Source organism: Achromobacter sp. JCM 18799 (genome assembly GCF_055395645.1).
In genome coordinates this window covers 3834368-3860894 of the sequence record NZ_AP043866.1, presented here as the reverse complement: position 1 = coordinate 3860894, position 26527 = coordinate 3834368, and the positions used below count along the sequence as shown (strand labels likewise).

The 26527-nt window shown below is 65.9% G+C and carries 28 protein-coding genes and 1 tRNA gene; 13 read left to right on the top strand and 16 right to left on the bottom strand.

What is annotated here, in order from left to right:
• Nucleotides 1–80: 80 nt before the first annotated feature.
• Nucleotides 81–1160, top strand: coding sequence for a sensor histidine kinase (locus ACZ5YA_RS18125; protein WP_059373871.1), 1080 nt, complete (start codon nucleotides 81–83; stop codon nucleotides 1158–1160).
• Between the two features lie 10 nt (nucleotides 1161–1170).
• Here the strand turns inward: ACZ5YA_RS18125 and ACZ5YA_RS18120 are convergent, their stop codons facing one another.
• The 6 genes from ACZ5YA_RS18120 to ACZ5YA_RS18095 are packed head-to-tail and all read right to left on the bottom strand — an operon-like array spanning nucleotide 1171 to nucleotide 6121.
• Nucleotides 1171–1590, bottom strand: a complete 420-nt coding sequence (locus ACZ5YA_RS18120; protein WP_280015617.1) for an Lrp/AsnC family transcriptional regulator — start codon at nucleotides 1588–1590, stop codon at nucleotides 1171–1173.
• 14 nt (nucleotides 1591–1604) lie between these two features.
• Nucleotides 1605–2345: a maleate cis-trans isomerase family protein gene (locus tag ACZ5YA_RS18115; protein ID WP_251878964.1), complete on the bottom strand. Its 741-nt coding sequence runs from the start codon at nucleotides 2343–2345 to the stop codon at nucleotides 1605–1607.
• Nucleotides 2342–3145, bottom strand: coding sequence for an ABC transporter ATP-binding protein (locus ACZ5YA_RS18110; RefSeq protein WP_464091022.1), 804 nt, complete (start codon nucleotides 3143–3145; stop codon nucleotides 2342–2344). The genes ACZ5YA_RS18115 and ACZ5YA_RS18110 overlap by 4 nt, the downstream gene beginning before the upstream one ends.
• Before the next feature lie 2 nt (nucleotides 3146–3147).
• A complete protein-coding gene (locus tag ACZ5YA_RS18105; protein WP_059373867.1) occupies nucleotides 3148–4125 on the bottom strand; it encodes an ABC transporter substrate-binding protein in 978 nt (325 codons plus the stop codon).
• A gap of 23 nt (nucleotides 4126–4148) precedes the next feature.
• Complete coding sequence (locus ACZ5YA_RS18100; protein WP_059373866.1) at nucleotides 4149–4904, bottom strand: ABC transporter permease; 756 nt, start codon at nucleotides 4902–4904, stop codon at nucleotides 4149–4151.
• A gap of 56 nt (nucleotides 4905–4960) precedes the next feature.
• Complete coding sequence (locus ACZ5YA_RS18095; protein ID WP_306635306.1) at nucleotides 4961–6121, bottom strand: M24 family metallopeptidase; 1161 nt, start codon at nucleotides 6119–6121, stop codon at nucleotides 4961–4963.
• Nucleotides 6122–6225: 104 nt separating this feature from the next.
• Here ACZ5YA_RS18095 and ACZ5YA_RS18090 point away from each other — a divergent pair, with 104 nt between their 5' ends.
• On the top strand, nucleotides 6226–7116 hold the full coding sequence (locus tag ACZ5YA_RS18090) for a LysR family transcriptional regulator (protein WP_118931531.1): 891 nt from the start codon (nucleotides 6226–6228) through the stop codon (nucleotides 7114–7116).
• A gap of 26 nt (nucleotides 7117–7142) precedes the next feature.
• Here the strand turns inward: ACZ5YA_RS18090 and ACZ5YA_RS18085 are convergent.
• Nucleotides 7143–7217: transfer RNA gene (locus ACZ5YA_RS18085), tRNA-Cys, on the bottom strand.
• Nucleotides 7218–7299: 82 nt separating this feature from the next.
• On the opposite strand from ACZ5YA_RS18085, the gene ACZ5YA_RS18080 reads away from it, so the two are divergent.
• Together ACZ5YA_RS18080 and ptsJ are read left to right on the top strand one after the other, a co-directional pair.
• Nucleotides 7300–9564: an Orn/Lys/Arg family decarboxylase gene (locus ACZ5YA_RS18080; protein WP_464091021.1), complete on the top strand. Its 2265-nt coding sequence runs from the start codon at nucleotides 7300–7302 to the stop codon at nucleotides 9562–9564.
• Between the two features lie 146 nt (nucleotides 9565–9710).
• A complete protein-coding gene (gene ptsJ, locus ACZ5YA_RS18075; RefSeq protein ID WP_419341269.1) occupies nucleotides 9711–11006 on the top strand; it encodes a MocR-like B6 salvage transcription factor PtsJ in 1296 nt (431 codons plus the stop codon).
• A gap of 12 nt (nucleotides 11007–11018) precedes the next feature.
• On the opposite strand, the gene asd is transcribed toward ptsJ, so the two are convergent.
• Nucleotides 11019–11864 carry an archaetidylserine decarboxylase gene (gene asd, locus ACZ5YA_RS18070; RefSeq protein WP_059373861.1) on the bottom strand — a complete coding sequence of 282 codons (846 nt, stop codon included), beginning with the start codon at nucleotides 11862–11864 and terminating at the stop codon, nucleotides 11019–11021.
• A gap of 121 nt (nucleotides 11865–11985) precedes the next feature.
• Between asd and hisC the strand changes: the two genes are divergently transcribed.
• Nucleotides 11986–13068, top strand: coding sequence for a histidinol-phosphate transaminase (gene hisC, locus ACZ5YA_RS18065; protein ID WP_059373860.1), 1083 nt, complete (start codon nucleotides 11986–11988; stop codon nucleotides 13066–13068).
• 24 nt (nucleotides 13069–13092) lie between these two features.
• Here hisC and ACZ5YA_RS18060 read toward each other — a convergent pair whose 3' ends face one another.
• Both ACZ5YA_RS18060 and ACZ5YA_RS18055 read right to left on the bottom strand, forming a co-directional pair.
• Nucleotides 13093–13665: a redoxin domain-containing protein gene (locus ACZ5YA_RS18060; protein WP_464091020.1), complete on the bottom strand. Its 573-nt coding sequence runs from the start codon at nucleotides 13663–13665 to the stop codon at nucleotides 13093–13095.
• Between the two features lie 61 nt (nucleotides 13666–13726).
• Nucleotides 13727–14272, bottom strand: coding sequence for a carboxymuconolactone decarboxylase family protein (locus tag ACZ5YA_RS18055; RefSeq protein ID WP_464091019.1), 546 nt, complete (start codon nucleotides 14270–14272; stop codon nucleotides 13727–13729).
• Nucleotides 14273–14394: 122 nt separating this feature from the next.
• Between ACZ5YA_RS18055 and ACZ5YA_RS18050 the strand changes: the two genes are divergently transcribed.
• The 6 genes from ACZ5YA_RS18050 (at nucleotide 14395) to ACZ5YA_RS18025 (ending at nucleotide 19324) form a co-directional block, all read left to right on the top strand.
• Nucleotides 14395–15261: an AraC family transcriptional regulator gene (locus ACZ5YA_RS18050; protein ID WP_059373857.1), complete on the top strand. Its 867-nt coding sequence runs from the start codon at nucleotides 14395–14397 to the stop codon at nucleotides 15259–15261.
• A 107-nt stretch (nucleotides 15262–15368) separates the two neighbouring features.
• Nucleotides 15369–16211 (top strand): YggS family pyridoxal phosphate-dependent enzyme, encoded by an 843-nt coding sequence (locus ACZ5YA_RS18045; RefSeq protein WP_251878978.1) that lies wholly within the window; start codon nucleotides 15369–15371, stop codon nucleotides 16209–16211.
• Nucleotides 16212–16216: 5 nt separating this feature from the next.
• Complete coding sequence (locus tag ACZ5YA_RS18040; protein WP_054452121.1) at nucleotides 16217–16489, top strand: hypothetical protein; 273 nt, start codon at nucleotides 16217–16219, stop codon at nucleotides 16487–16489.
• An 11-nt stretch (nucleotides 16490–16500) separates the two neighbouring features.
• Nucleotides 16501–17196, top strand: a complete 696-nt coding sequence (locus tag ACZ5YA_RS18035) for a glutamine amidotransferase (RefSeq protein ID WP_464091018.1) — start codon at nucleotides 16501–16503, stop codon at nucleotides 17194–17196.
• Nucleotides 17197–17457: 261 nt separating this feature from the next.
• Complete coding sequence (locus ACZ5YA_RS18030; protein ID WP_251878982.1) at nucleotides 17458–17943, top strand: cupin domain-containing protein; 486 nt, start codon at nucleotides 17458–17460, stop codon at nucleotides 17941–17943.
• 34 nt (nucleotides 17944–17977) lie between these two features.
• Complete coding sequence (locus ACZ5YA_RS18025) at nucleotides 17978–19324, top strand: MFS transporter (protein ID WP_464091017.1); 1347 nt, start codon at nucleotides 17978–17980, stop codon at nucleotides 19322–19324.
• Here ACZ5YA_RS18025 and ACZ5YA_RS18020 read toward each other — a convergent pair.
• The 4 genes from ACZ5YA_RS18020 to ACZ5YA_RS18005 form a co-directional block, all read right to left on the bottom strand.
• Nucleotides 19296–19973: a GntR family transcriptional regulator gene (locus ACZ5YA_RS18020; protein WP_464091016.1), complete on the bottom strand. Its 678-nt coding sequence runs from the start codon at nucleotides 19971–19973 to the stop codon at nucleotides 19296–19298. The two genes, ACZ5YA_RS18025 and ACZ5YA_RS18020, sit on opposite strands and share 29 nt — an antisense overlap.
• 144 nt (nucleotides 19974–20117) lie before the next feature.
• Nucleotides 20118–20861: a GntR family transcriptional regulator gene (locus ACZ5YA_RS18015; RefSeq protein ID WP_464091015.1), complete on the bottom strand. Its 744-nt coding sequence runs from the start codon at nucleotides 20859–20861 to the stop codon at nucleotides 20118–20120.
• A 45-nt stretch (nucleotides 20862–20906) separates the two neighbouring features.
• Nucleotides 20907–21878, bottom strand: a complete 972-nt coding sequence (locus ACZ5YA_RS18010; protein WP_118931541.1) for a tripartite tricarboxylate transporter substrate binding protein — start codon at nucleotides 21876–21878, stop codon at nucleotides 20907–20909.
• A 105-nt stretch (nucleotides 21879–21983) separates the two neighbouring features.
• Nucleotides 21984–22430 (bottom strand): cupin domain-containing protein, encoded by a 447-nt coding sequence (locus ACZ5YA_RS18005; RefSeq protein ID WP_464091014.1) that lies wholly within the window; start codon nucleotides 22428–22430, stop codon nucleotides 21984–21986.
• Nucleotides 22431–22603: 173 nt separating this feature from the next.
• On the opposite strand from ACZ5YA_RS18005, the gene ACZ5YA_RS18000 reads away from it, so the two are divergent.
• Both ACZ5YA_RS18000 and ACZ5YA_RS17995 read left to right on the top strand, forming a co-directional pair.
• The gene (locus ACZ5YA_RS18000; protein WP_059373849.1) at nucleotides 22604–23485 is read left to right on the top strand and encodes a dihydrodipicolinate synthase family protein; all 882 of its coding nucleotides are present in this window, start codon (nucleotides 22604–22606) and stop codon (nucleotides 23483–23485) included.
• The gene (locus ACZ5YA_RS17995) at nucleotides 23482–24444 is read left to right on the top strand and encodes a Bug family tripartite tricarboxylate transporter substrate binding protein (protein WP_251878990.1); all 963 of its coding nucleotides are present in this window, start codon (nucleotides 23482–23484) and stop codon (nucleotides 24442–24444) included. The genes ACZ5YA_RS18000 and ACZ5YA_RS17995 overlap by 4 nt, the downstream gene beginning before the upstream one ends.
• Nucleotides 24445–24458: 14 nt before the next feature.
• Here the strand turns inward: ACZ5YA_RS17995 and ACZ5YA_RS17990 are convergent, their stop codons facing one another.
• Both ACZ5YA_RS17990 and serC read right to left on the bottom strand, forming a co-directional pair.
• Nucleotides 24459–25364: a LysR family transcriptional regulator gene (locus ACZ5YA_RS17990; protein WP_464091013.1), complete on the bottom strand. Its 906-nt coding sequence runs from the start codon at nucleotides 25362–25364 to the stop codon at nucleotides 24459–24461.
• A 41-nt stretch (nucleotides 25365–25405) separates the two neighbouring features.
• Nucleotides 25406–26488 (bottom strand): 3-phosphoserine/phosphohydroxythreonine transaminase, encoded by a 1083-nt coding sequence (gene serC / locus ACZ5YA_RS17985; protein WP_280015636.1) that lies wholly within the window; start codon nucleotides 26486–26488, stop codon nucleotides 25406–25408.
• Nucleotides 26489–26527: the final 39 nt, after the last annotated feature.

Here is a 26527-nt window from a genome sequence, read left to right as displayed (position 1 = left end):
GTCGTCCGGTCTGGCACGCGGGTAAATATAAGGCCTATGCAGTTTCCAGAGAACCCTTTGCCCGTCCGGGGAGCGCATCCATGAAGTTCGCATCGATCGGCCAGGGCTTGAGCCCAGGGGAGTCCTCGCTTGGCTTCTGGCGGGCGCAGACGCTGGGTTGGCTCTTTCTTGCGATCGTGGGTTTCTTCATCCGGCTGGCCGTGTTCGGCAATGCCACCGCGGCCTTCTGGCTTACCGTGGCGCTGGAGCCGCTGGCCTTCGTCCTGACCAGCGGGGCGGCCGTGCTGCATGGCCGCCGTGCGGGAAAGGGTGATCCGCCCTTGCTGGTGCTGGTTTGCGCGGTGTTGTTCTGCCTGACCGCCTCGGCCTTGCTGGCCTCGATCGCCTACGGCATCCATAGCCTGTTTTTGCCCGGCGCGATCCGAGTGTTGCCGGGCAACCAGTACCGGCTGGGCTTTCTCTACTACATGGGCATGCTCTCCATCTGGACGCTGATCTATTTCGGCGTGTCGGCCGAGCTGAACGCGCGCAGCGAGCGCCTGTCCAAGATGAAGGCCGAGACGCGCTCCTTGAGGTTGGAGCTCGAACATCTGCAGCTGCAGATCGAGCCGCACTTCCTGTTCAACTCGCTCAATACCATCGTGGCCGAGATCGCCGAACGTCCCGCCATCGCGGAGGAAATGACCCGCAGCCTGGCCGAGTACCTGCGCTATTCGCTGGACCGGCGCGGGCGCGGCCTGTCCATACTGGAGGAGGAGATCGAGGCCGCCGAAGCCTATGTGCGCATACAGGCGCTGCGCTTTGACCAGCGGCTTGAACTGCGCAGCCAGATCGATCCGGCCACGCTACGGATCAGTGTTCCGCGCATGACGCTGCAGGGACTGGTGGAAAACGCGATCAAGCACGGCATGCGTTCGGAACACGCGCATTTTCCGATCTGCATACGCACGCGTCTGCAGGGCGATGAACTGCTCATTGAAGTGGACAACCCCGGCCGGCTGCACGCGCCCTTCGATCTGGCCAGCGGCGGAGGCGGGCTGGGAAACCTGTGCCGGCGGCTGACGCTGAGGTATCCGGACAGGCATCAGTTCGTGCTGGAGCAGCGCGGGGAAAGAACTGTCGCGCAGATCAGGCTGCGGGGCGAGCCGGTGCCGGCCTAGCGCGCAGGCTTCAGCGGTACGTCGCGAGCAGGATGCTGGTTTCGGTGGCCGCGATGCCCTTGATCAGGCGCACGCGCTCCAGCACCTTGGACAGATCGGCGGTGGAATCTGCGCGTATTTCGGCCAGCAGGTCCCAGCGGCCGTTGGTGTCGTGCAGCTGCTCTACGCTCGGCTCGCCCAGCAGGCTGGCCAGCACGGCGCGCGTCTGGTTGCCGTCGACGGTAATGCCCATCCAGGCGCGCAGGCCGCCTTGATCGGAGTCGGGACGCAGCTTGAGCGTGTAGCCGGCGATGACCCCGTCCGCCTCCAGCTTGCGCAGACGGTTGGAGACCGTGCCGCGCGACACGCCGGCCTTGCTGGCCAAAACGGAAAGCGGCGTGCGCGCGTCGCGCCGCAGGATGCCGATCAGTCGGGTATCGATTTCATCCATGACAGGTCCCGCTTTCAATGCTGCCGGAACAGCCGGCCGTAGCCGTCCATCCGGTCGTGGATCCCCGCCAGCCGCAGGCAATGCCACATGCTGGCCTGATTGCTGCCGATCACGGGCTTGCCCAGCCTGTCCTCCAGACGCTCGATGACGGCGGTGGAGCGCAGCGCGCCGCAGCTGATGAAGACGGCGTCGGCATCGGGGCGATCCACGGCGCAGGCGAATTCGTACAGATAGTCAGGCGAAACCCGGTTCATGGTCTCGTCATCGGGCAGGGCCAGCCCCTGTAGCGAGACGACTTCGTGGCCGATGCTTTCGAAGTAAGCGCGCTCCAGTTGGTTGACGGCATCGTCATAGGCGGTGGCAACCGCCAGGCGGCGCGCGCCGACCGCGGCCAGCGCCTGCGTGACGCCGTCCAGCAGCGTGGCCACGGCCGCGCCGGGGCGGGCCTGCGCGAGCAGCGCGCGCACTTTGTCGTTGCCGATCACGAAGCTGCCCGCGGTGCAGTTGTAGCAGACCACGTCGATATCGCGGCGTCCCGGCGCCAGGCCGTCCAGGGCCTCAAGCAGTCCGTCTTCCATGCCGGCCAGGCTTTGCACGGTGCAGGCCGTTGCCATGGGCACGCGGGCAAAGCTCAGGCCCACGCCCTCGGGCGCCATGGCGTGCATCTCGCCCTCGGTCAGGCCGGCGTTGGCCACGCACAGAAAGGCGAGACGCGCGCGGGGGTAGGGGCCGGCGTCGTAGCGCACGGGATTCATTCCGTCATCCCCGCGGCGTCGAAGCACTCGCGTATGACGGTGGCCGCCTTGACGAAGTTGGGGTGTCCGACCATGGCGTAGTTGCGCGGGCGCGGCAGATCGATGTCGACGGTCAGCGCCACGCGGCCCGGCCGCTTGCTCATCACCACCACGCGGTCGGACAGGAACACCGCTTCGGAGATGCTGTGGGTAATGAACATGACGGTCTTCTTGCTTTCCAGCCATACCCGCTGCAGCTCCAGGTTCATGGCTTCGCGCGTCATCGCGTCCAGGGCGCCGAAGGGCTCGTCCATCAGCAGGATGTCGGGGTCGTGGATGAGCGCGCGGCACAGCGCCACGCGTTGCTGCATGCCGCCGGACAACTGGTGCGGCAGGCATTTTTCAAAGCCCTCCAGTCCGCTCAGCTTGATCAGTTCGCGCAGCCGGGTCTCATGGCGCGCGGCCGGAAGTTTGCGCATCTCCAGCTGCAGCGAGATGTTCCCGACGACGTCGCGCCACGGCAGGAGCGCCGCACGCTGGAACACGATCCCCACGTTGGTGCCCGGCTCGGTCACGCGCTCGCCTAGCACGCGGATCTCGCCGGCAGTGGGCGGCGTCAGGCCGGCGACCGCTCGCATCAAGGTGCTCTTGCCGCAGCCGGACGGGCCGAGCACGGAGAGGAACTGGCCTTCGGGTATGGCAAGGTCGATGCCGTCGACCGCGACATAGGAACCGAAGCGCTGGACCATGCCGCGGATGTCGATCGCGGTATCGGGCGCGCCCGCTGCGGGAGCGAGCGCCAGGGCTGCGTGCTGTGCCATGTCTATTCCCTGTTGTAGTCGTTGGTGTAGAGCGTGCTGGTCGGCACCGGGCTGGCGATCTGGTTCGATTGCACGAACTGATCGACCATGGCCTGCCAGTCCTTTTCCGCGGAGACGCCGAACGGCAGTCCTTTGGTGTTGGGCGTGCCTGCGGCCTGCAGTGAGAGCTGCAGCTGGCGCACCAGCTGATCGCGGTTGCGCGCCTGTTCCGGCCGTTGGCGTACCAGGGCGTCGACCGAGGCGGCCGGATCGGCCTGGGCGGCCTCGTAGGCCTTGCGCGTGGCGCGCAGGAAGCGCCGCGCGGTGTCGGGATTGGCCTCCAGCCATTTGGTATTGGCTGCCAGCCCGCCTTCCAGCGCGTTGACGCCAAAGTCGGCGTAGAAGAAGTAATGCACCTTTGCGCCCTGCGCTTCCAGCGGAGGGATATGGAAGTAGGTCACGCCGGTGATGGCGTCCGCGCGGCGTTGCAGGAACAAGGCGGTCTTGGTGCCCACGGCGGGGGCGATGACATTGATCTTCTTCTGGTCCACGCCGTTCAGGGCGGCCAGCACCGGGAACATCTGCGCCGTCGACTCGGATGCGCTCATGCCCAGCACCTTGCCTTCCAGGTCCTTGGGCGCGCGCACCGGGGCGTCCGCGTGGCTGATGATGACCATGGGCGAGCGCTGGTGCACGGCGAAGATGGCCTTTAGCGGCATGCCCGCGGCGACGCCCTTGAGCATGGTGCCGTAGTCCATGAAGCCGATGGGATCGATGCCCTGCGCCACCAGCTTCGCGGTGTTGCTGGAGCCGCTGCCTTCGCCGATGCTCAGGTCTATGCCTTCGGCCTTGTAGAGGCCTTTTTCTATGCCGTAGTAGAGTGGTGCGTGCGTGCCGTAGATGCTGTAGTCCAGGCGCAGGCTCAGTTTTTCCTGGGCGCTGGCCGCGCCTGCGGCCAGCAGGCAAGCCAGGGTCCAGCCAAGTCGGGTGGTGAATTTCATGGTGGTGTCTCCGGAGGGCGGGGTCAGACAGAGGGCAGGGCGTCGCTGCGCACGCTGATGTGCCAGGGAATGAGGAAGCGTTCGGAAAACTCGACCAGGTAGTAGAAGACCAGGCCGATGAGCATGAGCGCGACCAGCACGGCGAACAGCAACGTGGTGTCGAGGTTGGCATTGGCGGACAGCAGCACGTAGCCCAGGCCGCTTTCGGCGCCTACCCATTCCCCCACCACCGCGCCGACCGTGGCGAAGGCAATGGCGACCTTCAGGCCGGAGAAGATCTGCGGCAGCGCATAGGGCAGCCGGATCCGCAGAAAGGTCCGCAGGGCGCCCGCCCGCATCGAGCGGGCCAGGTCGTTGAGGTCCGCGTCCACTGAACGCATGCCCGCCACCGTGCTGACCACGATGGGGAAGAAGGCCACCGAGAATGCGATCAGGATCTTGGGAAACAGGCCCAGGCCGAACCAGATGATGATCAGCGGCGCGACCGCCACCTTCGGAAACGCCTGCGACACCACCAGCAGCGGCATAATGGCGCGCTCCAGCGGGCGCGACCACACCAGCAGGATGCCCAGCGGTATGCCGACGGCGATGCTCAGCAGAAAGCCGCCCAGGGTTTCGACGGACGTGACCCAGGAGTGATGGCCCAGGAATGCCCAGTCCGTCCACAACCGTTCGAGCACGCTCAGCGGCGGCGGCAGCAGGTAGGCCGGCAGGCCGAACAGCGGTATCGCGAAATGCCACAGAAGCAGCACTCCCATGACCGCGGTGGTTGGATACATCCAGTTCTTCAACACGGCAATTCCCCTTGTATGTTGTTGGCGCGCCGGTCTTGTTGTCAGGCGTCGATTTCGATCAGCTCTCGCGGATAGCGGGTGAGCACCTCGCAGCCGTCCTCGGAGACGGCCACGCTTTCGCTGGCCATGAAGCCGCCTTCGGGCATGAATAGCGACGGCACCAGGTGAAAGGTCATGCCGGGCTCAAGCACCGTGGGGTCGCCCGGACGCAGCGCCAGGAAGCGGCCTTCGGCCCAGTTGGGAGGAAAGCCGATGCCGATGCCGTAGGCGGTGCGGTGATCGAAGTACTGTCCCAGCCCGGCCCGTTCGAAGACCGCGCGGCAGGCCTGGTCCACCTGGGCGGAGGTGACGCCGGGTCGGATGGCGTCGATGGCGGCGTCCAGCGCGGCGATGACGGTGCCGGCCAGGAAGCGCTGCCGCTCGGTGGCGCGGCCCACCACGCAATTGCGCGAGATCATGGCGTGATAGCGGTTGATGTTGGCGGCGGCCTCCAGGAACACCAGGTCGCCCTGCTTGATCTCGCGGCGCTGCCAGGTGGTGAAGCAGACGCCGCTGGCGCGGCCCACGGCCACCAGCGGCACGCGGGTGTATTCGCTGCCGGCCTTGGTGGCGCCGTGCAGCATGGCGGCGGCGAGGTCGTTTTCGGTGGCGCCGACCGCGATCGCGCGCACCGCCGCGTCGATGCCGGCGACCGCCGCGTCCGCGGCCTGGCGCATGAAGCCCAGCTGCGCCGGGGTCTTGATCTTGCGCGCCTCTTCCATCGGACCTTGCCAGTCGGCCAGGCGTGCCCCCAGACGGGCTTGCAGCTGCTTGTAGGCGGCCACGCTGAGGTAGCCCGAGGCCGTTTCCAGGCCGACGCGGCCGCTGGGCAGGATGTCCTTCAGATAGCTTGCCAGCACCTCGACCGGATCGCTGATGTCATCGATGGCGACAAAGCGCGCGATGTTGCGGTTGCCGGTCGCCACGGCGTGGTTGACCTGGCGCGAGACCATGGCAATGCCGCCGTCGGCCGAGACCACCAGGCACTGGAAGGTGAAGTAGCCGATGGAGCGGTAGCCGGTCAGCCAGTAGATGTTCTCAGGGTCGAACAGGATGGCCGCCGACAGGCCCTGGGCCTGGATGTCCCGTGCCAGCAGCGAGAGGTTCGCGGCATAGGTTTCCGGGCCGAACGGCAATTCCATGGGTGCGTAGTTTTCCGACACGATGGGTCCTGGATGAAAGTCGAGCGTTCATCCTAGGAACAATCTACATAACTGCCTAATACCAATAATTGCCATGTCTATAGCTAAATAGTTATAGTCTGCGCATGAACGTGCGAGAGATAGAGATCTTCAGGGCGGTGATGCGCGAAGGCTCGGTGTCGCGGGCGGCGCAGGTGCTGCTGATTTCACAGCCCGCGGCCAGCAAGTACATCGCCCAGCTGGAGCGCCGCGTGGGCGTGGCGCTGTTCGTGCGCAAGGGCGGGCGTCTGCTGCCCACGCCCGAAGGCCGGGCGCTTTACGGCCAGGTCGACCGGCTTTTTTCCGGTCTTTCGCAGCTGGATAGCTTCATCAAGGACCTGGGCAGCGAAAAGCAGGGCCACCTGACCGTCGCGTCCTTGCCCTTGCTGTCCTTGACCGTCATGCCGGACGTGCTCGCCAGTTTCATGGCGGACCGGCCGAATATCTCCGTGGCTTTGCAGACGCGCAGTTCGGCGCGCATCGTCGAATGGGTGGCGGCGCGCCAGGTGGATATGGGCGTGTGCTTCTACGGGGGGCAGCATCCGGGCGTCGTGGCCGAGCCGCTGGTGAGCCTGCAGCTATATTGCGCCATTCCTCCCGGCGACCCTCTGGAAAAGTTCGACACCATCCGCGTGGAACAACTGGCAGGCCGCGATCTCATCATCTACGACAACCTGGACCACACCCGCTTCTGGCTGGAAGCGCTGCTGGAGCAGCAGAAGGTCTACGCGCGGCGGCGCGTGCAGGTGTTCTGGACCTCGGTGGCGATGGAGCTGGTGATGCGCGGCGTGGGCATCGCGCTGGTAGACCGGTTGACCGCCGCGCGCATTCCGGGCGGACTGGATCAACTGCGGCCGCTGGAGCCGGGCGCCTCGTTCGACCTCAGCCTGGTATGGCCCGAACATTGGCCGTCTTCGGTTATCGCGCTTTCATTCGCTGACGCGTTGCGCGAGCATCTGCGCGATCACGCGGTCTAGCGCGCCGCGCCCGCGGCCAGGAAAACTGGAGGCGCGGGCTGGAATCGAACCAACCTCTGCGGATTTGCAATCCTGCTGCATAGCCACTCTGCCACCGCGCCGTTTGTTTTGTCCTAGGACAGATATAATTATGTTCGAGTACATACTAAAGCGCAAGCGGCAACCCATAGACAGAGGACAGCAATGCAGTTCCAGTTTCCCATCGTCATCATCGACGAGGACTTCCGCTCGGAAAACACGTCCGGCCTGAGCATCCGGGTATTGGCCGAGGCCATCAAGGCCGAGGGCTTCGATGTGCTGGGAACGACCAGTTACGGCGATCTCAGCCTGTTCGCGCAGCAGCAGAGCCGCGCCAGCGCCTTCATCCTGTCCATCGACGACGAGGAACTCGCCCATGGAGAGGGGGTTGCGCCTGCGCTGCTGGCGTTGCGGGAGTTCATCAGCGAAGTGCGGCGGCGCAATGCCGACGTGCCGATCTACGTGTACGGCGAAACCAAGACCGCGCGGCACATTCCGAACGACATCCTGCGCGAACTGCAGGGCGTGATCCATATGTACGAGGACACGCCGGAATTCGTGGCGCGACATTTGATCCGCGAGGCCCGGGCCTATCTGGAAGGCGTCAAGCCGCCGTTCCTGAAGGCGTTGCTGGACTACGCCGAGGACGGTTCCTATTCCTGGCACTGCCCGGGCCATTCGGGCGGCGTGGCGTTCCTGAAAAGTCCGGTGGGCCAGATGTTCCATCAGTTCTTCGGCGAGAACATGTTGCGCGCGGACGTCTGCAATGCGGTGGAGGAGCTGGGGCAGCTGCTGGACCACAATGGCGCCATCGGCGCGAGCGAGCGCAATGCCGCGCGCATCTTCAATGCGGACCACTGCTATTTCGTGACGAACGGGACCAGCACCAGCAACAAGATCGTGTGGCACCACATGGTGGCGCCGGGCGACGTGGTGCTGGTGGACCGCAACTGCCACAAGTCCATCCTGCACAGCATCGTCATGACGGGGGCGATTCCCGTCTTCCTGCGTCCCACGCGCAACCATTTCGGCATCATCGGTCCGATTCCGCGCAGCGAGTTCGACGTCCAGGCGATCCGCGAGAAGATCCGCGCCCATCCGCTGCTCAAGCACCTGGACGCCGATGAGGTCCGCCCGCGGGTGATGGCGCTGACGCAGTCGACCTACGACGGCATCATCTACCAGACCGAGGAGATCAAGGCGGCGCTGGATGGCTACGTGGACGCCTTGCACTTTGACGAAGCCTGGATGCCGCATGCGGTGTTCCATCCGTTCTATGGCGCCTACCACTGCATGGGCAAGCAGCGCGCGCGGCCCAGGGAATCACTGGTTTTCTCCACGCAATCCACGCACAAGCTGCTGGCCGGGATCAGCCAGGCCAGCCACGTGCTGGCGCAGGACTCCCTGACGCGGCAGCTGGACCGGCATCTTTTCAACGAAGCCTATCTGATGCATACCAGCACCAGTCCCCAGTACGCCATCATTGCCAGCTGCGACGTGGCGGCGGCCATGATGGAGCCGCCCGGCGGAACGGTGCTGGTGGAGGAGAGCATCGCCGAGGCCTTGGACTTCCGGCGTGCGATGCAGGAGGTCGGCACGCATTTCGCCGACGGCGACTGGTGGTTCAAGGTCTGGGGGCCGGAGACGCTGGCGCCGGAGGGCATAGGCTCGCCCGAGGACTGGATCATCCGCGGCGGCGATGGCGATTCGTCCTGGCACGGATTCGGCGCGCTGGCGGATGGTTTCAACATGCTGGATCCGATCAAGTCCACCATCGTGACGCCCGGGCTGGACTTGGATGGCAACTTCGCGGACAGCGGCATTCCTGCCTCCATCGTCACCAAGTTCCTGGCCGAGCATGGCGTGATCGTGGAGAAGACCGGGCTGTACAGCTTCTTCATCATGTTCACGATAGGGATCACCAAGGGCCGCTGGAGTTCGCTACTGACGGCGTTGCAGCAATTCAAGGACGACTACGGGCGCAACCAGCCCATGTGGCGGATCCTGCCGGAGTTCTGCAGCAAGTATCCCCGCTACGAGAACATGGGCTTGCGCGATCTGTGCCAGCATGTTCATGCGACCTATGCCAGGCATGACATCGCCCGGCTGACCACGGACATGTACCTGACCGACGTCACTCCCGCGATGAAGCCCTGCGATGCCTATGCCTGCATCGCCCAGCGGCGCACCGAGAGGGTGGAGATCGACCATCTGGAAGGCCGCATCACCACCAGCCTGATCACACCCTATCCCCCGGGCATACCTTTGCTGGTCCCGGGCGAGGCATTCAACCGGACCATCGTCGATTACCTGAAGTTCTCGCGCGAGCTGAACCGGGAGTGTCCCGGGTTCGGCACGGACATCCATGGCTTCGTGGAGCTGCGCGACGCGGACGGAAACCTGCGCTATTACGTGGATTGCGTGCGGTAGGCACGCTTTATGCGGACCGGGAATCCGTGTCAAACTTACGCGGGGAGTCGGCCCGGCCAGGAGTTGGCCCGGCCAGGAGTCGGCCCCATTGACTTGACGCGGCCCGGCCGCTGTCCGTGCCAGGAACGGAATTGTCTTAGGACGCTATGAAAATACAAGGAAAGACCGCCGCTGAGATCTTCGATTGCGTGCGCGGGCTGGCTCAATCGGGCCAGCTGCCGCCGGGCCAGGCATTGCCGCCGGTGCGCGATCTGGCGGTCGAACTGGATATCAACCGTAATACGGTTGCCGCGGCCTACAAGCGGTTGGTGACGGCGGGCATCGCGCTGACCCAAGGCCGCCTGGGCACCATCATTCGCGACCAGTCTGGCCCGGGCGAACAGGAGGGCGCGCTGTCGGACTCGCCGTTGGCCGACCTGGCCAGCGGCAATCCCAATCCGGCCTGGCTGCCGGACCTGAGCGCCGCCCTCGCCATCCGGCCCTATCAGCCGCGTCTCTATGGCGAACCCACAGTCAACGCGGGGCTGGAAAGCTATGCCCGCGCCTGGTTCGCGAGAGACTGCCCGGCGCCTTTCGAGATCAACCTGACCCACGGCGCGGTGGACGCCATTGAACGGCTGCTCAGCTCGCACTTGGTGGCTGGGGATAAGGTGGCGGTCGAGAATCCCTGCTTCCTGAGCAGCATCAACATGCTGCGCATCGCCGGCCTGCAGGCGCTGGGCGTGCAGGTCGACGCCGAAGGCATGCAGGCGGCAGCGCTGGAGGTGGCTCTGGCCAAGGGCGCGCAGGCCGTGATCCTGACGCCGCGGGCCCATAACCCCACGGGCTGCAGCCTGAGCGAAAAACGGGCGAAGGCGCTGGCGCGGGTACTGGCCAAGTATCCGCATGCCATGGTCATCGTGGACGACCACTACGCTTTGCTGTCGGGCAAGGAATACCACTCGGTGTTGCCTGCGGGAACGCAGCGGTGGGCGCTGGTGCGCTCATTCTCCAAGACGCTGGGTCCCGACGTGCGCTTGGCCATGGTGGCCAGCGACGCCGCGACGTCGCGCCAGTTGCGCCTGCGGCTGGCTTCCGGCACCAGCTGGGTCAGCCATCTGCTGCAGGACATGGTCGAGGTCACGCTGGGTCGGCCCGAGGTGGCCAAGCAGATGACCCAGGCCCGTAAGGATTACGCGCAGCGGCGCAAGGCCCTGGAAAGCGCCTTGCTGGAGCAAGGCGTGCCGTGCGCCGCGGACGGCGACGGCTTGAACCTGTGGGTGCCGCTGGATACCGACGACCAGGCGGTTGCGCTGGCTCTGGCCCATCGCGGCTGGCTGGTGCGCCACGGCGATGCCTTCGGGGTCCAGGATCCGGTCAGGGGCCTGCGCATCACCATCTCGGCGATCGAACCCGGCCAGTGCCGCAAGCTGGCGCGGGATATCCGGGAAAGCATGCTCTAGCCACGGCCGGGGTCAACGCCGGTCGGCCATGGCTTGTCCCAATCTGACGGCGCGCCCTGTCTTCCAGCCGGGATGGAAGCGCCAGGCGCTGCCCGGCATCAGCACCACCACGGTCGACCCCAACTGGAAATGTCCCATCTCGGCGCCTTGCGGCAAGCGCAAGGGAGCCAGGCTGCCGTAGTCCCATTGCTGGATGCGCCGGCCATGCGGCGCCACTTGGCCATGCCAGGCCGTGGCGATGCTGCCGACGATGGCGGCCCCCACCAGCACCATGGCGTAGACGCCATGGAGGGGATGCTCGAACCAGCAAACCAGCCGCTCATTGCGCGCCAGCAGGCCATCCATGCCCTGCACGATCTCCGGCCGGACGGAGTACAGCGTCCCTGGCACATGGCGCATGCCCAGCAGGCGTCCCTCGCAGGGCATGTGCACCCGGTGATAGTCGCGCGGACTCAGGTAGATCGTGGTGAACCAGCCGCCTCCCAACGCGCGCGCCAGGTCCGCATCGGCCAGCAGCGCAGCCGCGCTGTATCGGCGCTGCTTGGCCTGGATCAGCTGTCCCAGGCTGATGCGGCCGAACTGGCTGACGGTGCCGTCCGCGGGGCTGGTCCAGTCCGCATCGGCCAGCTTGCGCGCGCCCGGGCGCAGGGCGCGCGCGAAGAAGGCATTGAAGCTGGCATAGGCCTTCGGGTCGGCGTGCAGCGCTTCGTTCAGATCGATGCCGTACCACTTGGCGTAGCCGCGTATCAGCGGCTGGGCTACCCATGGCTGGCGGCATGAGGCCAGCCGGCCGGCGCAACGCGTCAGCCAGCGCTTGGGCGCGATGCGGTGGACAAACAGGGAAAGAGAGGTCGACATGAAACTCGCGGCTGTGCGTGATGGCGGATATTGTCCTGAATCATAGTGTAGTATGGCATAGGACAAAATACACAGTAAGAATCCCGTCGATCGCTTACCGAGAGGCCGCTGCCGCAACAACATGGTTTCCCTACACAGCCCGCGCGTTGAAACCTTGTCGCCCTATGTGCCTGGAGAGCAGGCTCCGGGAAACGGATGGATCAAGCTCAACACCAACGAGAATCCCTATCCGCCGTCACCGGCCGCGATAGCGGCCATCGCCGCGGCGGCTGCCGATGGCCTGGAGCGCTATCCGGACCCGCAGGCCGCGCATTTGCGCGCGGCCATCGCGCAGTACCACGGAGTGCCGCTGGAGCAAGTCTTCGCCGGCAACGGTTCCGACGAAGTGCTGGCGCTGGCGTTCTGCGCGTTCTTCCAGCACGGTGTCCAGCCCTTGCTGATGGCGGACGTGACCTACGGCTTTTATGAGGTGTATTGCCGCCTGTTCGGCATACGCTGTGCGCAGATCGCGGTGGACGAGCGCTTGAGGCTGGACCTGGACGGATTCGCGGCGCTGGGCGCCGCGGATGCCGGCATAGCCGGCATTGTGATCGCCAACCCGAACGCGCCCACGGGAGAGTGCCTGCCGCTGGATCGCGTGCAGCGGTTGCTGGAGATCCAGCCTCGCCGGTTGGTGCTGGTCGACGAGGCCTATGTGGACTTCGGCGGGCAATCCGCCATTGCGTTGGTGGAGCAATATCCTAATCTGCTGGTGGTTCAGACGCTGTCGAAGTCCAGGGCGCTGGCCGGCCTGCGCGTGGGGTTCGCCATGGGACAGGCGCCGTTGATCGCCGCGCTGGAGCGGGTGAAGAACAGCTTCAATTCCTATCCGCTCGGGCGGCTGGCCCAGGCGGGCGCCGCAGCGGCGTTTCAGGACCGGGCCTATTTCGAGGAGACGCGGCAGGCCATCATCGGCACCCGTACGTTGCTCTGCGCGCATTTGCGGCTGATGGGCTTCGAGGTCTTGCCGTCACAGGCGAACTTTCTGTTCGTCCGCCATCCGCGTTTCGACGCGCGGTCGCTCGCGGCCGGCCTGCGGGACGCGAAAATACTGGTGCGCCATTTTCCGCGGCCGCGCGTGGAGCAATACCTGCGCATTTCCGTGGGTACCGAGGAGCAGGCGGCCTGTCTGGTGCGCGCGCTGCGCACCCAGGTCCAGCCATAGCCGCACGGGCGGGGTCCGCGGCGCCTATTGCGGACGCGGCGCGGGGCAGCTTTCCGCGTTGCACTCGTCGCGGGCGGGATCATCTGATGCGGCCGCATGTTCCGCAGGAGCATCGTTCTCCGCCAGCAGCCTGCCGATGGCCGCGCCCAGGGCCAGGTCGTCGATGCTGCCAAAGTGCTGCAAGCGCACGCGTCCCTGGCGGTCCAACAGGACCAGGCTGGGCGTGCCGCGCAAGCCGTAGGCTTGCATGGTCATTGGGATGGAGCTCGCCGCCGCTGGCCGGTCGATGCCGATGGGAAAGCTCCAGCGGTACTCGTGATTGAAGGCCCGCAACGCGGCCGGACCCATGACGTCGTGGTGTTCGAACACGGTATGCAGGCCGATGACCGCGACATCCTGGCCGCGGAACAGCCGGTGCACGCGTTCGGCTTGGGGCAGCCCATGCGACAGGCACCCGGGGCATAGCATCTGGAACGCATGCAGCAGCACGACCTTGCCGCGCAGGGCGGCGAGGTCGATGGGACCATCCGCATTCAGCCATTCGTCCGCTTGCAAGGGCGGGGGCAGTACGTCGGTGTGGGTGTCGGATCGTGGCATCAGAAGACTCCAGTGAGGCGGCCGGCGGAGCAATCACGCGCCGCCGGCCGCGGTTGCCTTGCTACGCGGCGCGGCGCAGTTTCACGGCCGGGAATTCCACCGGCACGGCAAACGCCACGTTGACGTAGTTGGTGAACAGGTTGAGCGCAACGTGCGCCAGAATCTCGACGATCTCCTGGTCGCTGTAGCCTGCCGCGCGCACGGCCTGCACGTCACCGTCGCTTACTTGCCCGCGCGCTTCCACCAGCTTGAGCGCAAAGCGCAGCGCCGCGGCGGTCTTGGGATCGGTGGCGTCGCCGCCTTGCGCGGCCGCCATTTCTTCGGCGCTGGCGCCGGCCTTGCGGCCCAGGGCCGTATGGGCCGCAAGGCAGTATTCGCAAGCGTTGCGGTCGGCTACCGCCACCGCGATCTGTTCGCCCAGCTTGGCGGGAATGACGCCGCCGCCCAGCGCGCCGAAGGCGCCCCACATGCTCTGCAGCGCCGCCGGCGAATTGGCCACGGCCCTGAACATGTTCGGCGTTGCGCCAAAGGCGCCGTGGATCTGCGTGAGCAGCGCCTTGCGGTCCGCGCTGGCGCTGCTGGCATCGATAAGAGGGACTCGGGACATGTCGGTAACTCCTGGAAATGAAAAAAAGGCCGCCGGTTTCGGACGGGCTGGAGAAATCGTACGTAGAATGCCTGGACGCAAGGTGTTTTTTAATCCTGAAAAATTGTCATTTCGTCCAAGATATGAGCGATCCTCTTCCTCTCCAGGTTGACCGGCTGTCGGCGCTGCTGGACCGTTTCCGGGTGCGTGCCACGCTGTTCCACACCGGTGCGCTATGCGGCACCCAGGCCTTCGAAGCCGTGCCGGGACGCGGCTTTCTGCACGTGCTGCGCCGGGGCGAGATGGAGGTACGGCATCGGCCGGGCGAGACCGCCACGCCACGCCTGCGCCTGGCCGAGCCGACCCTGCTGTTCTACCCGCGCGCCGTGCATCACGAGTTCGTGAACCCGCCGCGGGACGGTTCCGATTTCACCTGCGCGGCGTTGGATTTCGACGGCGGCGAACGCAATCCCATCGTCCAATCCTTGCCGTCCGTGGTGCGGATCCCGCTGGACGCGGTCGAAGGCTTGCGGCCCGCGCTGGACCTGCTGTTCGCCGAGGCGGATCACGTGCGCTGCGGCTCGCGCCTGTTGGCCGACCGCCTGTTCGAGGTGGTCCTGATCCAGCTGCTCCGGTGGATACTCGACCATCCGGAGGAGGTGGGCGTGACCAGCGGCCTGGTGATGGGCCTGTCGGATCCCCGTCTGGCCAGGGCGCTGGTGGCGTTGCACCGCTCGCCGTATGAAGACTGGTCCCTGGCCAGGATGGCGGCGATGGCGGGCATGTCGCGCAGCGCCTTTGCGGCAGCCTTCAAGGACGCTACCGGCGCCACGCCTGCGGCCTACCTGACCGACTGGCGCCTGAGCCTTGCGGCGTCCATGATGCGGTCTGGCCGCGCGGTCAAGCTGGTGGCGGCGGAACTGGGGTTTGCCAGCGCCTCGTCCCTGTCCAAGGCGTTCCGGCAGCGGATGGGGGTTTCACCGCGCGAGTGGCTGGCCGCCAACGCGTAGCATCAGCCGGCTTCGCGCCGGCGTGATAATATTGACCTATGACAAAACTTCAGACGGCATAAGCGTAATGGAAAACGCCTGCCGTTGTTCCTCCGCGAGGTTGAGGCATGAGCGAGCAAGACCCTGGGCAAGACAAGGACACCCAGACACAGCATGACCAGCATGGCCGCTGGCCGCAGGCGCAGTCGGTCGAGGACTTTCGCCGCAATCTGGCCACGGTCAACGGACGCATCGCCGATGCCGCGCGCCGCGCCGGCCGCGATCCGGCCGCGGTGCGGCTGCTGCCCGTGAGCAAGACGGTGGAGGAAGCGCGCATTCGGCTGGCCTACGAGGCTGGCTGCCGCTATCTGGGGGAGAACAAGCTGCAGGAAGTGTCGAGGAAATGGGAAGCCATGGCCGACCTGACCGATCTGCGATGGTCTGTCATCGGCCACCTGCAAACCAACAAGGCCAAGCTCGTGGCCCGCTATGCGGCCGAGTTCCAGGCGCTCGACAGCCTGCGGGTCGCCGAAGCGCTGGACCGCCGGCTGCAAGCGGAAGGCCGTCAGCTGGACGTGTTCGTGCAGGTCAACACCTCGGGCGAAGCCAGCAAGTATGGGTTGCAGCCGGACGAGACCGCGGCCTTCCTGCGCGAACTGCCTGCATTCTCGGGACTGCGGGTGCGCGGCCTGATGACCCTGGCGCTGTTCTCGGCCGAAGCCGCGCGCGTGCGCGAGTGCTTCGTGCTGTTGCGCACGCTGCGCGACCAATTGCGCCAGGACGCGCCGGCGGGCATCGGCCTGGATGATTTGTCCATGGGCATGTCGGGCGATTACGAGATCGCCATCGAGGAAGGGGCCACGGTGGTCCGCGTCGGTCAAGCCATCTTCGGCGCGCGCAACACGCCCGATTCCTACTACTGGCCGACCGACAACGGCGCGGAATCGCGCGCGTCCGGCTCCCTGGAGTAGCGCGCATGCCGGTGTACCGACTCATCATCAAGCGTGACGGCCGCCTGATCGGCCATTTCGAGTCCACTGCGGCGTCCGCGCTGGACGACAGCCGCGACATCGCGGCGCGCCTGCCGGCCAAGGACGGCTATCAGCTCAGCTTGCAGGTTGCCGAAGGCGAACGGCGCCTGCTGGAAAGCACGCCGCAAGGCATACGGCTGCTGGCGTCGGAAAACCTGTTCGTCTCAACCCCCGAAGGCTTGCTGGGCGGGCTGGACCGCCATCCGAGCCCGCAATAGGAGTCCCTGGAATGAGCCTCAGCGCTTTGGCGATCCGCCATGTTCCCTTTGAAGACCTGGGCATATTGGCGCCGGTCCTGGCTGATCGCGGCTATAGCGTGCGATACCTGGAGGCCGGCATCGACGCCATTGACGCCGCCACCCTGGCCGACGCTGACCTCGTCGTGATCCTGGGCGGCCCGATCGGCGTCTATGAAACCGGCCGCTATCCCTTCCTGGAGCAGGAGCTGCGCGCCATCGCGCAGCGTCTGCGCCAGGACAAACCGACCCTGGGCATCTGTCTGGGCGCGCAACTCATGGCGGCGGCGCTGGGCGCGGACGTGGTGTCCACCGGCCGCGCCGAGATCGGCTATGCGCCGTTGACGCTTACGCCGCAAGGACAGGATTCCGTGCTGAGCGCGGTCGAGTCCGTGCCTGTGCTGCATTGGCATGGGGACCAGTTCGCCATCCCCGAAGGCGCAGCGCGCCTGGCCGAAACGCCGGGTTTTCCGAACCAGGCGTTCGCGCTGGGACCCAGGATACTGGGCCTGCAGTTCCACCTGGAGGCGGATTCCTCGCAGATCGAGCGTTGGCTGATCGGCCATGCCTGCGAACTGAGCCTGCGCCAGATCGATCCCGCGGTCATCCGCGAGGACGCGCGGCGTTATGGTCCCCGGCTTGAACACGTCGCGCGCCAGGCGATGGAGCAATGGCTGGACCAGCTCTGAGTCCGTCCCATGCCCTGGCGCCTGCCGGCGGCCAGGGCGCTTCGCAACCGTAGCCTTGCATAGGCGCAAGGGCCGCGCCGCGCCCCGTTCCAACCCGCCGCGGCCCGCGGCTCTCGGCGTTTCTTCCGCTCGCCATCTCTCCCGCTGAATCTAAGGGTTAAACCCAGTAGCCGCTTTGGCATGTGATCAATAGGATCCCGTTTTATGCAAATGGGATCCCATTTGTGTTTGTCACTTTTCTTTCTTCAGGACGGACAGCACATGAGCAGCATCGACACCATCACAGGCAAGCAGATCATCAACGAGGGCGGCCGCGGCGGTCCGCTGACCGAGGACCATCAGGGCATGCGCGCCCGGCACGAGGACGACCTCGAGTGGACCAACCTGCGCTACGAAGGCCAGTTCGCGAAGATGATGTTCCATCCGACGGCGGAGGATCCGACCATTCCGAACGCCGGCATCGTGCGTTACGAAAAGGGATCGGGACACCCGCTGCACAACCATTACTTCGCGCAGATCTGGTACATCCTGGACGGCAAGTTCCTCATCGAAGGCAAGCTCCACGGCAAGGGTTCGATGATCTTCCATCCGGATCCCCATTTCGAAAGCAAGCTGGAAACCATCGAGGCCGGCACGATCCTGTACGTGCAGTACGTCGGCCCGCACACCCACCAGGGCGCGATCTACGAAGGCCGCTTCAACGTCAGCGAGCGCAAGAGCCTGGCGGAAGAGACCACCGCCGTGTAGTCGGGCGCAAAAAAAGAAAACAAGGGAGACCGGGATGAACGCCATCTCACAACAGCCGTCCTCGCGCTCGAAGAAGCATTACGTGACCGCGGGACTGTCCAGCATGATCGGGACCACCATCGAGTGGTATGACTTCTTTCTTTACGGCATTGCGGCTGCGCTGATTTTCAACAAGATCTACTTTCCCGCGATCGATCCCATCAGCGGGACGCTGGCGGCCTTTGGCACCTATGCGGTCGGTTTCATTGCGCGCCCGCTGGGCGGCATCGTCTTCGGGCATTTCGGCGACCGCGTCGGCCGCAAGTCGATGCTGATGATCAGCCTGATGCTGATGGGCGTGCCCACCATCCTGATCGGACTTACGCCCAGCTATGAGACGATCGGCTACTGGGGCGCGGTGGCCCTGGTCTTCTTCCGTTTCCTGCAAGGCCTGGCGGTGGGCGGCGAGTGGGGCGGAGCCGTGCTGATGGCGGTGGAGCACGCGCCCGAAGGCAAGAAGGGCCTGTTCGGCAGCCTGCCGCAGGTCGGGGTCGCGCCCGGCCTGATCCTCTCGTCGCTGGCGATGGGCGCGGTCTCCAGGTTGCCGGAGGCGGACATGTTGAGCTGGGGCTGGCGGCTGCCATTCCTTGCAAGCGTGTTCCTGCTGCTGGTCGGTTGGTACATCCGGGCCAAGGTCAGCGAATCGCCGGAATTCAAGCAGGCGCAGGCCCAGCCGAAACAGGATGCGCTGCCCTTGAAGACGGTGCTCCGAGAGCACAAGGTTCCCGTGTTGACCGCGCTGGTGGCCTGCATCTCCGAAAAGACCTGGTTCTATACGCTGGCGACGTTCTCATTGACCTATGCCGTGGGTACGCTGGGGCTGCCGCGCGAAACCATCTTGACGGGTGTCATTTGGGGAGCGGTCGGGGCCTTGTTCACCATCCCGCTGTTCGGGCTGCTGGGCGACATGATCAGCAAGCGGGCGATATTCATCGCCGGCGCGCTGGGAATCTCGCTGTTCAGCGCGACGTTCTTCTCGCTGCTGGATGAGAAGACGGCCTATCACACGAACATCGCGATGCTGGTGGCGTTCGGCTTGGTATACGCCGCGATGTATGCGCAGGAGTCCAGCCTCTTTTCCAGCATGTTCCCGCCGGACGTCCGCTATACCGGCATCTCGCTGGCCGTGCAGATAGGTGGGGCGATAGGCGGCGGCACCGCGCCGTTGGTGGCGACGTACCTGCTGTCCCTGGGCGGAGGATCGCCGCGGTTCATCGTGCTGTATCTGGCGGGACTGGGATTGGTCGCGGCGGCGTGCGGCGTGTTGATGCGTCCCTATGGGAAGCCGCAAGGCTCGGGCGGCGCAAAGCTGGCTAGCGCCGCGACTCCATCCATTCGATGACGAGTTCGGTCGTCCGGGATATGTGCGTGGCCATCGCTTCGCGAGCGGCGGGGCCATTGCGCAGGGTCAGCGCCGCGATGATGTCCTCGTGCTGCTTGATGTTCTCTTCCATCAGGCGGGGCGGCATCTTCGAGGCGAACCCCAGCACGTTGGAAACGATGCTGCCCTGCAACTCGGCGGCCAGCTCGTGCAGACGTTCGTTGTGGCTGGCCTGGGTGATCAGGCTGTGGAATTTGGCGTTGAACTTCAGCCAGTCGGAACCGCTTTCGCTGCGCACGCGCGAACGCAGGGCATCGGCGTAGTGCTTTTGGTGCTGCGCCAGCAGCTCCAGGTCATGGTCGTCGATCCAGTCCACCGCCAGTTGCGCGGCCAGCCCTTCGAGTTCGGCGCGGATCTGGAAGGCTTCGCGGATGGCGCGGATGGATGGCACGGTGACCACGGCGCGGCCGGTACTGGTCAGCGTGATGGCGCGCCGCGCTTCGAGAAACCGCAAGGCTTCGCGGATGGGGGTGCGGCTGGTTTCGAACTCGGTCGCCAGCTCGTATTGGCTCAAGGCATCGCCGGGCAGGTATTGCCCGTTCCTGATCCGCCGCAGAATTTCTTCCGAAATCTCGATCGAGGATCTAGACGTGTTCCTGGTCTCGCTCATGCTCGAATCCGTGTCGCTTCCTGTGCGGGTCGGCAGGCGCTCCACGGCTTGCGGGTGGCCAGGCTGATCCGTGTCCCTGGCGTCTGCGTTGCGCCCTTCCGCCGGCATGGTAGCACGTGGCTTTCGGCCGAATCGGGGGCGCAGCTACCGTGGCGGCTTGCGGCCTGCGGGACGCTTTTGCAGCCAGTCCACCACGAACTCGCCGGACTCATGGATATGCGTGCGCATGGCTGCGCGCGACGCTGCGGTGTCGCGCGTCGTCAGCGCCTCGACGATGGTGGCATGATGTTCGACGTTCTTCTTCATGCGGGTCTCGTACATGCCCAGCACGGTCATGTTGAGGATGTTCTTGGTGTAGTCCGTGTGCAGGTCCTTGATGATGCGCTCCAGCGACGGATTGCCGGCGGCGCGGAAGATCAGGGCATGGAACTCATGGTTCTTGACCACCCAATGCCGCATGGGCGCGGCGGCCTGGCGCGGCGCGGCCGCGCCGCCGGCGTTGACCTCGGCATACAGCGCGGCGACCGCCTCGGCGCATTCGGCGTGCGTGGCCTGCAGTCTTTGCAGATCGGCGTCGGATATCCAGCGCGCCGCCAGCTCGGCCGCCATGCCCTCCAGTTCGCCACGCAGCCAGTAATTCGCGCCTATGTCCTTGAGGGTCGGCGCCACCACCGTGGCGCCGTAGCGCGGCTGCTGCACGATCAGGCCCTTGGTCTCCAGCTGCCGGAACGCTTCGCGCACCGGCGTGCGGCTGACGTCGTATTCTTCGGCCAGGGTCTCCTGCCGCAGCTTCTGCCCAGGCGCGTAGGCGCCGTTGAAGATCTTCGCGGAGATCGACTCCACCAGATGCTGCACCAGTTCTTCCGCGGCGGGATATATGCGATCCATGGCCCGACTCCCCTGTTCTTGACGGCTGCGGCTATTCTCCGCGGGCTACTTCCCGGGCTCCGCGGAGAATACCAGGCGCCACTTCTGCTGTTCCTGGCGCATGCGCTCCAGAAAGACCTGCGATCCCGCAGGCATGGGCTGGCTGCCTTGCGCATGGAGCTGCGCCATGCCCTCGCTTTGCGCCACCGCCTGCATCGCCTGTTCCAGCTTGTCGAGGATGCTCTGCGGCGTGGCGGCTGGGGCTACCAGTCCGGATATCGAGCCTACATCGAAATCGCCGCCCAGGGCTTCGCGGGCCGCGGGCACGTCAGCCAGGTTCGACACCCGTTGTGCCGAGGTCACGCCCAGCGCGCGCATCCTTCCGGACTGGATGAACGGCCCGACCACCACGGTCTCGACCGCCGTCACGTCCACCACCCCCGAAAGCAGGGCGGTGGCGGCTTCCGCGCCGCTCTTGTAGGGCACGTGCATGAGCGTGGCGCCGGTCTGCTGCTGCATCAGGGCGAATACCTGGTGTATCGAGGTGCCTTGTCCGGCGCTGGCGAAGGAGACGGCATCCGGCCGGCTGCGGGCCCGCGCCACCAGCGCCGGCAGGTCCTGGATCGGCGAGCTTTGGGGCACGACCAGGGCCAGCGGTGTATTGGCGATCATGGAGACGTAGGCGAAATCCTTGAGCGCGTCGTAGTTCAGCTGCTTGTGGATGAGCGGATTGACCGCGACCATGCCGTTGGTGATCACCATCAACGTGTAGCCGTCGGGCTTGGCCCGGGCCACGATGTCGGCGGCGATGTTGCCGCCGGCGCCGGGCTTGTTCTCCACGACTACCGGCTTGCCGAGCTCGGCCTGCAGCTGTTTGGCCACGGTGCGGGCGGTGAGGTCGGTGATGCCGCCGGCGCCGAACGGCACGACCAGCGTGATGGGGCGCTCGGGCCAGTCGACTACTGCCTGGGCCTGAGCCTGAGCGGCAAGCGAAAACGTCAACGACGCGAGGCTGGCGCGCAGAAATCGTGCGTGCATGAGGGTTGTCTCCTTGGAATGTTCTATTTCTTGGTGGGCGGGCCGGTCTTGACAGTCCTGCCGTGGGCGGCTGCCAGTCCTGGCTGCCGCCCGGGGAACCGCGTATCAGTGCTCCAGATCCTGCGCGGTGATCGCGGGCGGCTCGCCCTTGATGTTCATGCGGCCTTCGTACACCGGCCGGCCGCCGGTCGTGGGACCCTGATACTGGACGAAGAACAAGGTGCCGCCCGTCTCGGTGCTGAGGGCCTCCTCGATGTGCGGGTCCGGATGGAACACCACGGTGCCGGGGCCGTACATCTTTCCGCCCATGTTGAATTCCCCTTCGATCACGTACCAGACCTGGGCGAAGTCATGCTTGTGCAGACGGAAGCCCGCGCCCGGTTCATAGCGCAGAAATCCCGCGTTGGGTTCGGTGGGGCGTTCTGCCCGCGTGTGGAAGAGGAACTTCGTCTTGTTCTTGAACCGGCCCATTTCCCATTCCATGTCCTCCGGCCTGCGGTACTCCGGCATGTGGTGGGCCTGCGCGTGGTCGAGAACGTCATTGCTGCTCATGGCTTGCTCCTTGGTGAGTGGCCGGGAAAGTCTATCGGCCTTGCGCGGGAATTACTGGATACAAGATTCGCTCGCGCGGCAGCGCGGGCGGGAGCTATCAGGCGCCCTGGAAATAGGTATTGGACCGGCCGGGGCGGCCTCCCTAGACTGCAAGCGGACATGGAGAACGAGCGATGCACTTGAAGGGAATCATCGGCTACCTGCTGACGCCTTGCGATGAACGCGGGCGGGTGGACCACGCGCTCTTGGAAGCGCACGTAGAGCGCCTGATCGGCGAGGGCGTGCATGCGCTGGCGCCGCTGGGCAGCGTCGGCTGCCTGCCTTACCTGGACGACGGCGAGCGCGAGGCCGTCATCGACACCGTCATCCAGGCGGCGCGCGGGCGGCTGCCCGTGCTCGCGGGCGTGTCCAGCCTGAGTACCGCCAGCACGGTGCGCCACGCGCGCTACGCGGAACGCGCGGGCGCCGCAGCCTTGCAGCTATTGCCCAGCACCTACTGGAAGCTGACCCAGGACGAAATCCACGCCTACTACCGCGAGGTCTGCGTATCGGTCTCCACACCGGTGATGGTCTACAACAATCCGTTCACCACGGGCATGGACCTGCCCGTGGAGTTCCTGGCCCGGCTGGCCGAGCTGCCCAACGTCACCATGATCAAGGAAAGCAGTCCGGATCCGACCAAGATCGCGCGGCTGCGCGCGGCCTGCCCGGACCGGACAGCGGTGTACATCGGCCTGAATTGCATGGCGCGGACCGGGTTCGCGGAGGGGGCGGCGGGCTGGTGCACGGCGTCGGCCAACGTCAGCGCGTCATTCGCCCTGAACCTGTATCGCTGCGCCATGGCCGGCGACGCGCGTGGCGCGGACGAGTGGTTCGGCCGCCAGATCGATCTCTTGAACTTTCTCATGGACCACGGTCTGCCGCGGACGGTGGCCGCAGGCCTGCGCTTGCGCGGCCTGGACAGCGGCCATCTGCGCGCGCCGCTGGCGCCGCTGGCCCCGGACCTGGAACGACGGCTTCTTGAAATCCTCAAAAAAATGGAGATAACGCGATGAACAAGGGATTGCGCCGCTGCATGGCGGCTGTGTTGGGTGTAATGCTTCCGGCTGCGGCATGGGCGGGGCCATATCCCGACCAGCCCATACGCCTGATCGTGCCGTTCGGCGCGGGCGGCGTGACCGACACCACGGCGCGGGTCTTCGCCGAGGGGCTGACGCGCGAACTGGGCCAGCCGGTGGTGGTGGAGAACCGCGGCGGCGCGGGCGGTTCCATCGCCGCGGGCGCGGTGGCGAAGTCGCCCGCCGACGGCTACACGCTGCTGGTGATCACCAACGGCATGGTCGCGGTCAATCCGCTGATCTACAAGAAGCTGCCCTACGATCCGAACCAGGACTTCACCTACGTCGCCATGCTGGCCAATACGCCCACGGTGCTGGCCGTGGGCGCGGACAGCCCGTATGCGTCGCTGCCGGAAATCATCAAGGCCGCGTCGACCCAGGCCGACAAGATCGCGTTTTCGACGGCGGGTGAAGGTTCCGACAACTATCAAGTCCTGGAGCTGCTGCAACAGGCGACCGGCGTGAGGATGCTGCATGTGCCTTACAAGAGCGGATCGGAGTCCATGACGGCGGTGATGAGCCGCAACACGGATCTGACGGCCGTTTCCGCCGTTACCGCGGTGGGATTCGTCGAGGCGAAGCAGATTCGGCCCTACGCGGTGACTTCGTCGCGACGCCTGGCCAACCTGCCTGACATTCCTACGGTCAAGGAGGTGCTGGGCAAGGACGTGGAAGGCGGATCGCTGTCGGGCATTGCCGTTCCCAAAGGCACGCCGGCCGATGTGGTTGCGCGCCTGAACACGGCCATCGCCGCGGTGGCAAAAAGCCCGTCTGTGCAGGACAAGATCTACGCGCGCGGCAGCGAACCCGTGGATGGATCGCAGGCGGCGTTCGAGCAGCGGGTCGTGGCCGAACAGAAAAAGTGGGCGGGCATTCTTTCGCGACCGGCGCAGTAAGCCCCGGGGGGGCCTCAGGCTGATTGCGCGCCCAGCACCTCGTGGGCCACGTCGATGAACCAGCGGACCGCCGGATTCATGGACTCGGCGGGCGCCGCCAGCGCCATGGCGTAGGTCAAGGGCGCGCCGGCCACGTCCATGAGGTCCACATAAGCCACGTTGTCGATGGCGATCCGGCGCAGCGCCGCCGGGACGATGGCGACGCCCAGGCCCGCGGCGATGAGCGGCAGGCTGATGAGGGCGTGGGACGATTCCTGCAGGACTCGGGGATGGAATCCCGCACGCTGGCAGGCCGCGACGATCTCTCCCGCGAATCCCGGGCTGTCGGAGTGCGCCAGGGTCACCAGCGTTTCGTCCGCCAGGTCCGAGAGCCTGGCGCTATTCATGCCCGCCATCCGATGGCCGGCAGGCACGGCCAGCGTCAGCCTCTCCCGCCGCAAGGCCGTGATTGCGATGCCCGGCACCCCGGACGCGGGCGGCACCAGGAATGCCGCGTCCAGCTCGCCGCGCTGCAGTCCCGCCAGGATGCCGACGGTGCTGCCGCTGGTCAGTCGCAGGCGTATGTGCGGAAAGCGCTGTGCGAATTCGGGCAGGATGCGCGGCAGCAGGTTCAACGCGGCGCTGGGCACCGCGCATACCCGCAGCGTACCCATGCGTCCTTCGGCCGCATCGCGTGCGGCCTGCAGTGCGGCGTCGGCGCCTTCCAGCAGGCGCTTCGCTTCGCGAAGAAAGGCGCCGCCAGCGACGGTGAGGCGCACGCCCAGGCGGTCCCGCTCGAAGAGGTCCGCGCCGATCTCGGTTTCGAGCCGCTTGATGGCGACGCTGAGCGGAGGCTGGGTCATGTGCAGCCGGGCGGCCGCCTTGCGATAGTTCAATTCCGTGGCCAGAACCACGAACTGCCTGAGCTGCCTGAAATCCATGCCGGTCTTCCCGTGTCTTTTTTAGGGCTGCCGCGCCGGCTTCAGCCTCGCGTGCGCTGGAAGTCCGTCATGAAATCGGCCAGCGCGGCCGCCGCCGGCAGGTCGACCGCGTTGTAGAGACTGGCTCGGACGCCGCCGGTGTGGGAGTGTCCCTTCAACCCCATCAGCCCGGCGCTCTCGGCCTGGCGCAGAAACAGGGGCTCCAGGGCGGAATCGGCCAGGAAGAACGGCACGTTGTTGATGGACCGGAATTCCGGCCGGACCTTGTTGAGGTAGAAGCCGCCGCTGGCGTCGATGGCGCGGTACAGCAGCCCGGCCTTGGCCTGGTTGGCCTGATGGATGCGTTCCATGCCGCCGGTCCGGCGGATCCAACGCAGCGTCAGCCCGGTCAGATACCAGGAGAAGGTGGCGGGCGTGTTGAGCATCGAGTCCGCCCGCGCGGCGTGCGCATAGTTCAGCACATCGGGCGTAATGGGCAGCGCGCCGTCCAGCAAGGCTTCGTCCACCACCACGACCGTGACGCCCGCCGGCCCCATGTTTTTCTGCGCGGCGGCGTAGATGAGACCATGCCGGGACACGTCAATCGGCTTGGACAGCAGGCTGGAGCAGGCATCGCACACCAGCGGGACGGATGCGTCCGGCGCGGCCTGGAACTGCACGCCATGCACCGTCTCGTTCTCCGTGTAGTGCAGATAGGCCGCGTCGGCGTCAAGCCGCCATTCGCCGGGCGCGGGGATGCGGTCGAAGTCCGATGCCTCGCTGCTGGCCGCGACGCGGACCTTGCAGTAGCGCCGCGCCGCCTCGATGGCCTTGCCGGACCAGAGTCCAGTGTGCAGATAGTCCGCCGACGCCTTGCCGCGCAGCAGGTTCATCGGCACCTGCGAGAACTGCAGCGAAGCGCCGCCTTGCAGGAACAGCACCTTGTAGCGGTCGGGGATTTGCAGGATGGCCCGCAGGTCCAATTCCGCCTGGCGCGCGATATCGATGAACACGCGCGAGCGGTGGCTGATTTCCATCACCGACATGCCGGTGCCCGCGAAATCGAAGAACTCTTCGTGCGCTTCCTGCAGCACTTCCAGCGGCAGCGCCGCCGGACCTGCGCTGAAGTTGTATGACCTTGCCATGTTTCCCGATCCTGCCCCGCCTGGCGCGGGCTCCTGCAT

Coding starts and splice junctions, on each gene's coding strand:
- ACZ5YA_RS18125 (WP_059373871.1), top strand. CDS start 81: ATGAAGTTCGCATCGATCGGCCAGGGCTTGAGCCCAGGGGAGTCCTCG.
- ACZ5YA_RS18120 (WP_280015617.1), bottom strand. CDS start 1,590: ATGGATGAAATCGATACCCGACTGATCGGCATCCTGCGGCGCGACGCG.
- ACZ5YA_RS18115 (WP_251878964.1), bottom strand. CDS start 2,345: ATGAATCCCGTGCGCTACGACGCCGGCCCCTACCCCCGCGCGCGTCTC.
- ACZ5YA_RS18110 (WP_464091022.1), bottom strand. CDS start 3,145: ATGGCACAGCACGCAGCCCTGGCGCTCGCTCCCGCAGCGGGCGCGCCC.
- ACZ5YA_RS18105 (WP_059373867.1), bottom strand. CDS start 4,125: ATGAAATTCACCACCCGACTTGGCTGGACCCTGGCTTGCCTGCTGGCC.
- ACZ5YA_RS18100 (WP_059373866.1), bottom strand. CDS start 4,904: ATGTATCCAACCACCGCGGTCATGGGAGTGCTGCTTCTGTGGCATTTC.
- ACZ5YA_RS18090 (WP_118931531.1), top strand. CDS start 6,226: ATGAACGTGCGAGAGATAGAGATCTTCAGGGCGGTGATGCGCGAAGGC.
- ACZ5YA_RS18080 (WP_464091021.1), top strand. CDS start 7,300: ATGCAGTTCCAGTTTCCCATCGTCATCATCGACGAGGACTTCCGCTCG.
- ptsJ (WP_419341269.1), top strand. CDS start 9,711: ATGAAAATACAAGGAAAGACCGCCGCTGAGATCTTCGATTGCGTGCGC.
- asd (WP_059373861.1), bottom strand. CDS start 11,864: ATGTCGACCTCTCTTTCCCTGTTTGTCCACCGCATCGCGCCCAAGCGC.
- hisC (WP_059373860.1), top strand. CDS start 11,986: ATGGTTTCCCTACACAGCCCGCGCGTTGAAACCTTGTCGCCCTATGTG.
- ACZ5YA_RS18060 (WP_464091020.1), bottom strand. CDS start 13,665: ATGCCACGATCCGACACCCACACCGACGTACTGCCCCCGCCCTTGCAA.
- ACZ5YA_RS18055 (WP_464091019.1), bottom strand. CDS start 14,272: ATGTCCCGAGTCCCTCTTATCGATGCCAGCAGCGCCAGCGCGGACCGC.
- ACZ5YA_RS18050 (WP_059373857.1), top strand. CDS start 14,395: ATGAGCGATCCTCTTCCTCTCCAGGTTGACCGGCTGTCGGCGCTGCTG.
- ACZ5YA_RS18045 (WP_251878978.1), top strand. CDS start 15,369: ATGAGCGAGCAAGACCCTGGGCAAGACAAGGACACCCAGACACAGCAT.
- ACZ5YA_RS18040 (WP_054452121.1), top strand. CDS start 16,217: ATGCCGGTGTACCGACTCATCATCAAGCGTGACGGCCGCCTGATCGGC.
- ACZ5YA_RS18035 (WP_464091018.1), top strand. CDS start 16,501: ATGAGCCTCAGCGCTTTGGCGATCCGCCATGTTCCCTTTGAAGACCTG.
- ACZ5YA_RS18030 (WP_251878982.1), top strand. CDS start 17,458: ATGAGCAGCATCGACACCATCACAGGCAAGCAGATCATCAACGAGGGC.
- ACZ5YA_RS18025 (WP_464091017.1), top strand. CDS start 17,978: ATGAACGCCATCTCACAACAGCCGTCCTCGCGCTCGAAGAAGCATTAC.
- ACZ5YA_RS18020 (WP_464091016.1), bottom strand. CDS start 19,973: ATGAGCGAGACCAGGAACACGTCTAGATCCTCGATCGAGATTTCGGAA.
- ACZ5YA_RS18015 (WP_464091015.1), bottom strand. CDS start 20,861: ATGGATCGCATATATCCCGCCGCGGAAGAACTGGTGCAGCATCTGGTG.
- ACZ5YA_RS18010 (WP_118931541.1), bottom strand. CDS start 21,878: ATGCACGCACGATTTCTGCGCGCCAGCCTCGCGTCGTTGACGTTTTCG.
- ACZ5YA_RS18005 (WP_464091014.1), bottom strand. CDS start 22,430: ATGAGCAGCAATGACGTTCTCGACCACGCGCAGGCCCACCACATGCCG.
- ACZ5YA_RS18000 (WP_059373849.1), top strand. CDS start 22,604: ATGCACTTGAAGGGAATCATCGGCTACCTGCTGACGCCTTGCGATGAA.
- ACZ5YA_RS17995 (WP_251878990.1), top strand. CDS start 23,482: ATGAACAAGGGATTGCGCCGCTGCATGGCGGCTGTGTTGGGTGTAATG.
- ACZ5YA_RS17990 (WP_464091013.1), bottom strand. CDS start 25,364: ATGGATTTCAGGCAGCTCAGGCAGTTCGTGGTTCTGGCCACGGAATTG.
- serC (WP_280015636.1), bottom strand. CDS start 26,488: ATGGCAAGGTCATACAACTTCAGCGCAGGTCCGGCGGCGCTGCCGCTG.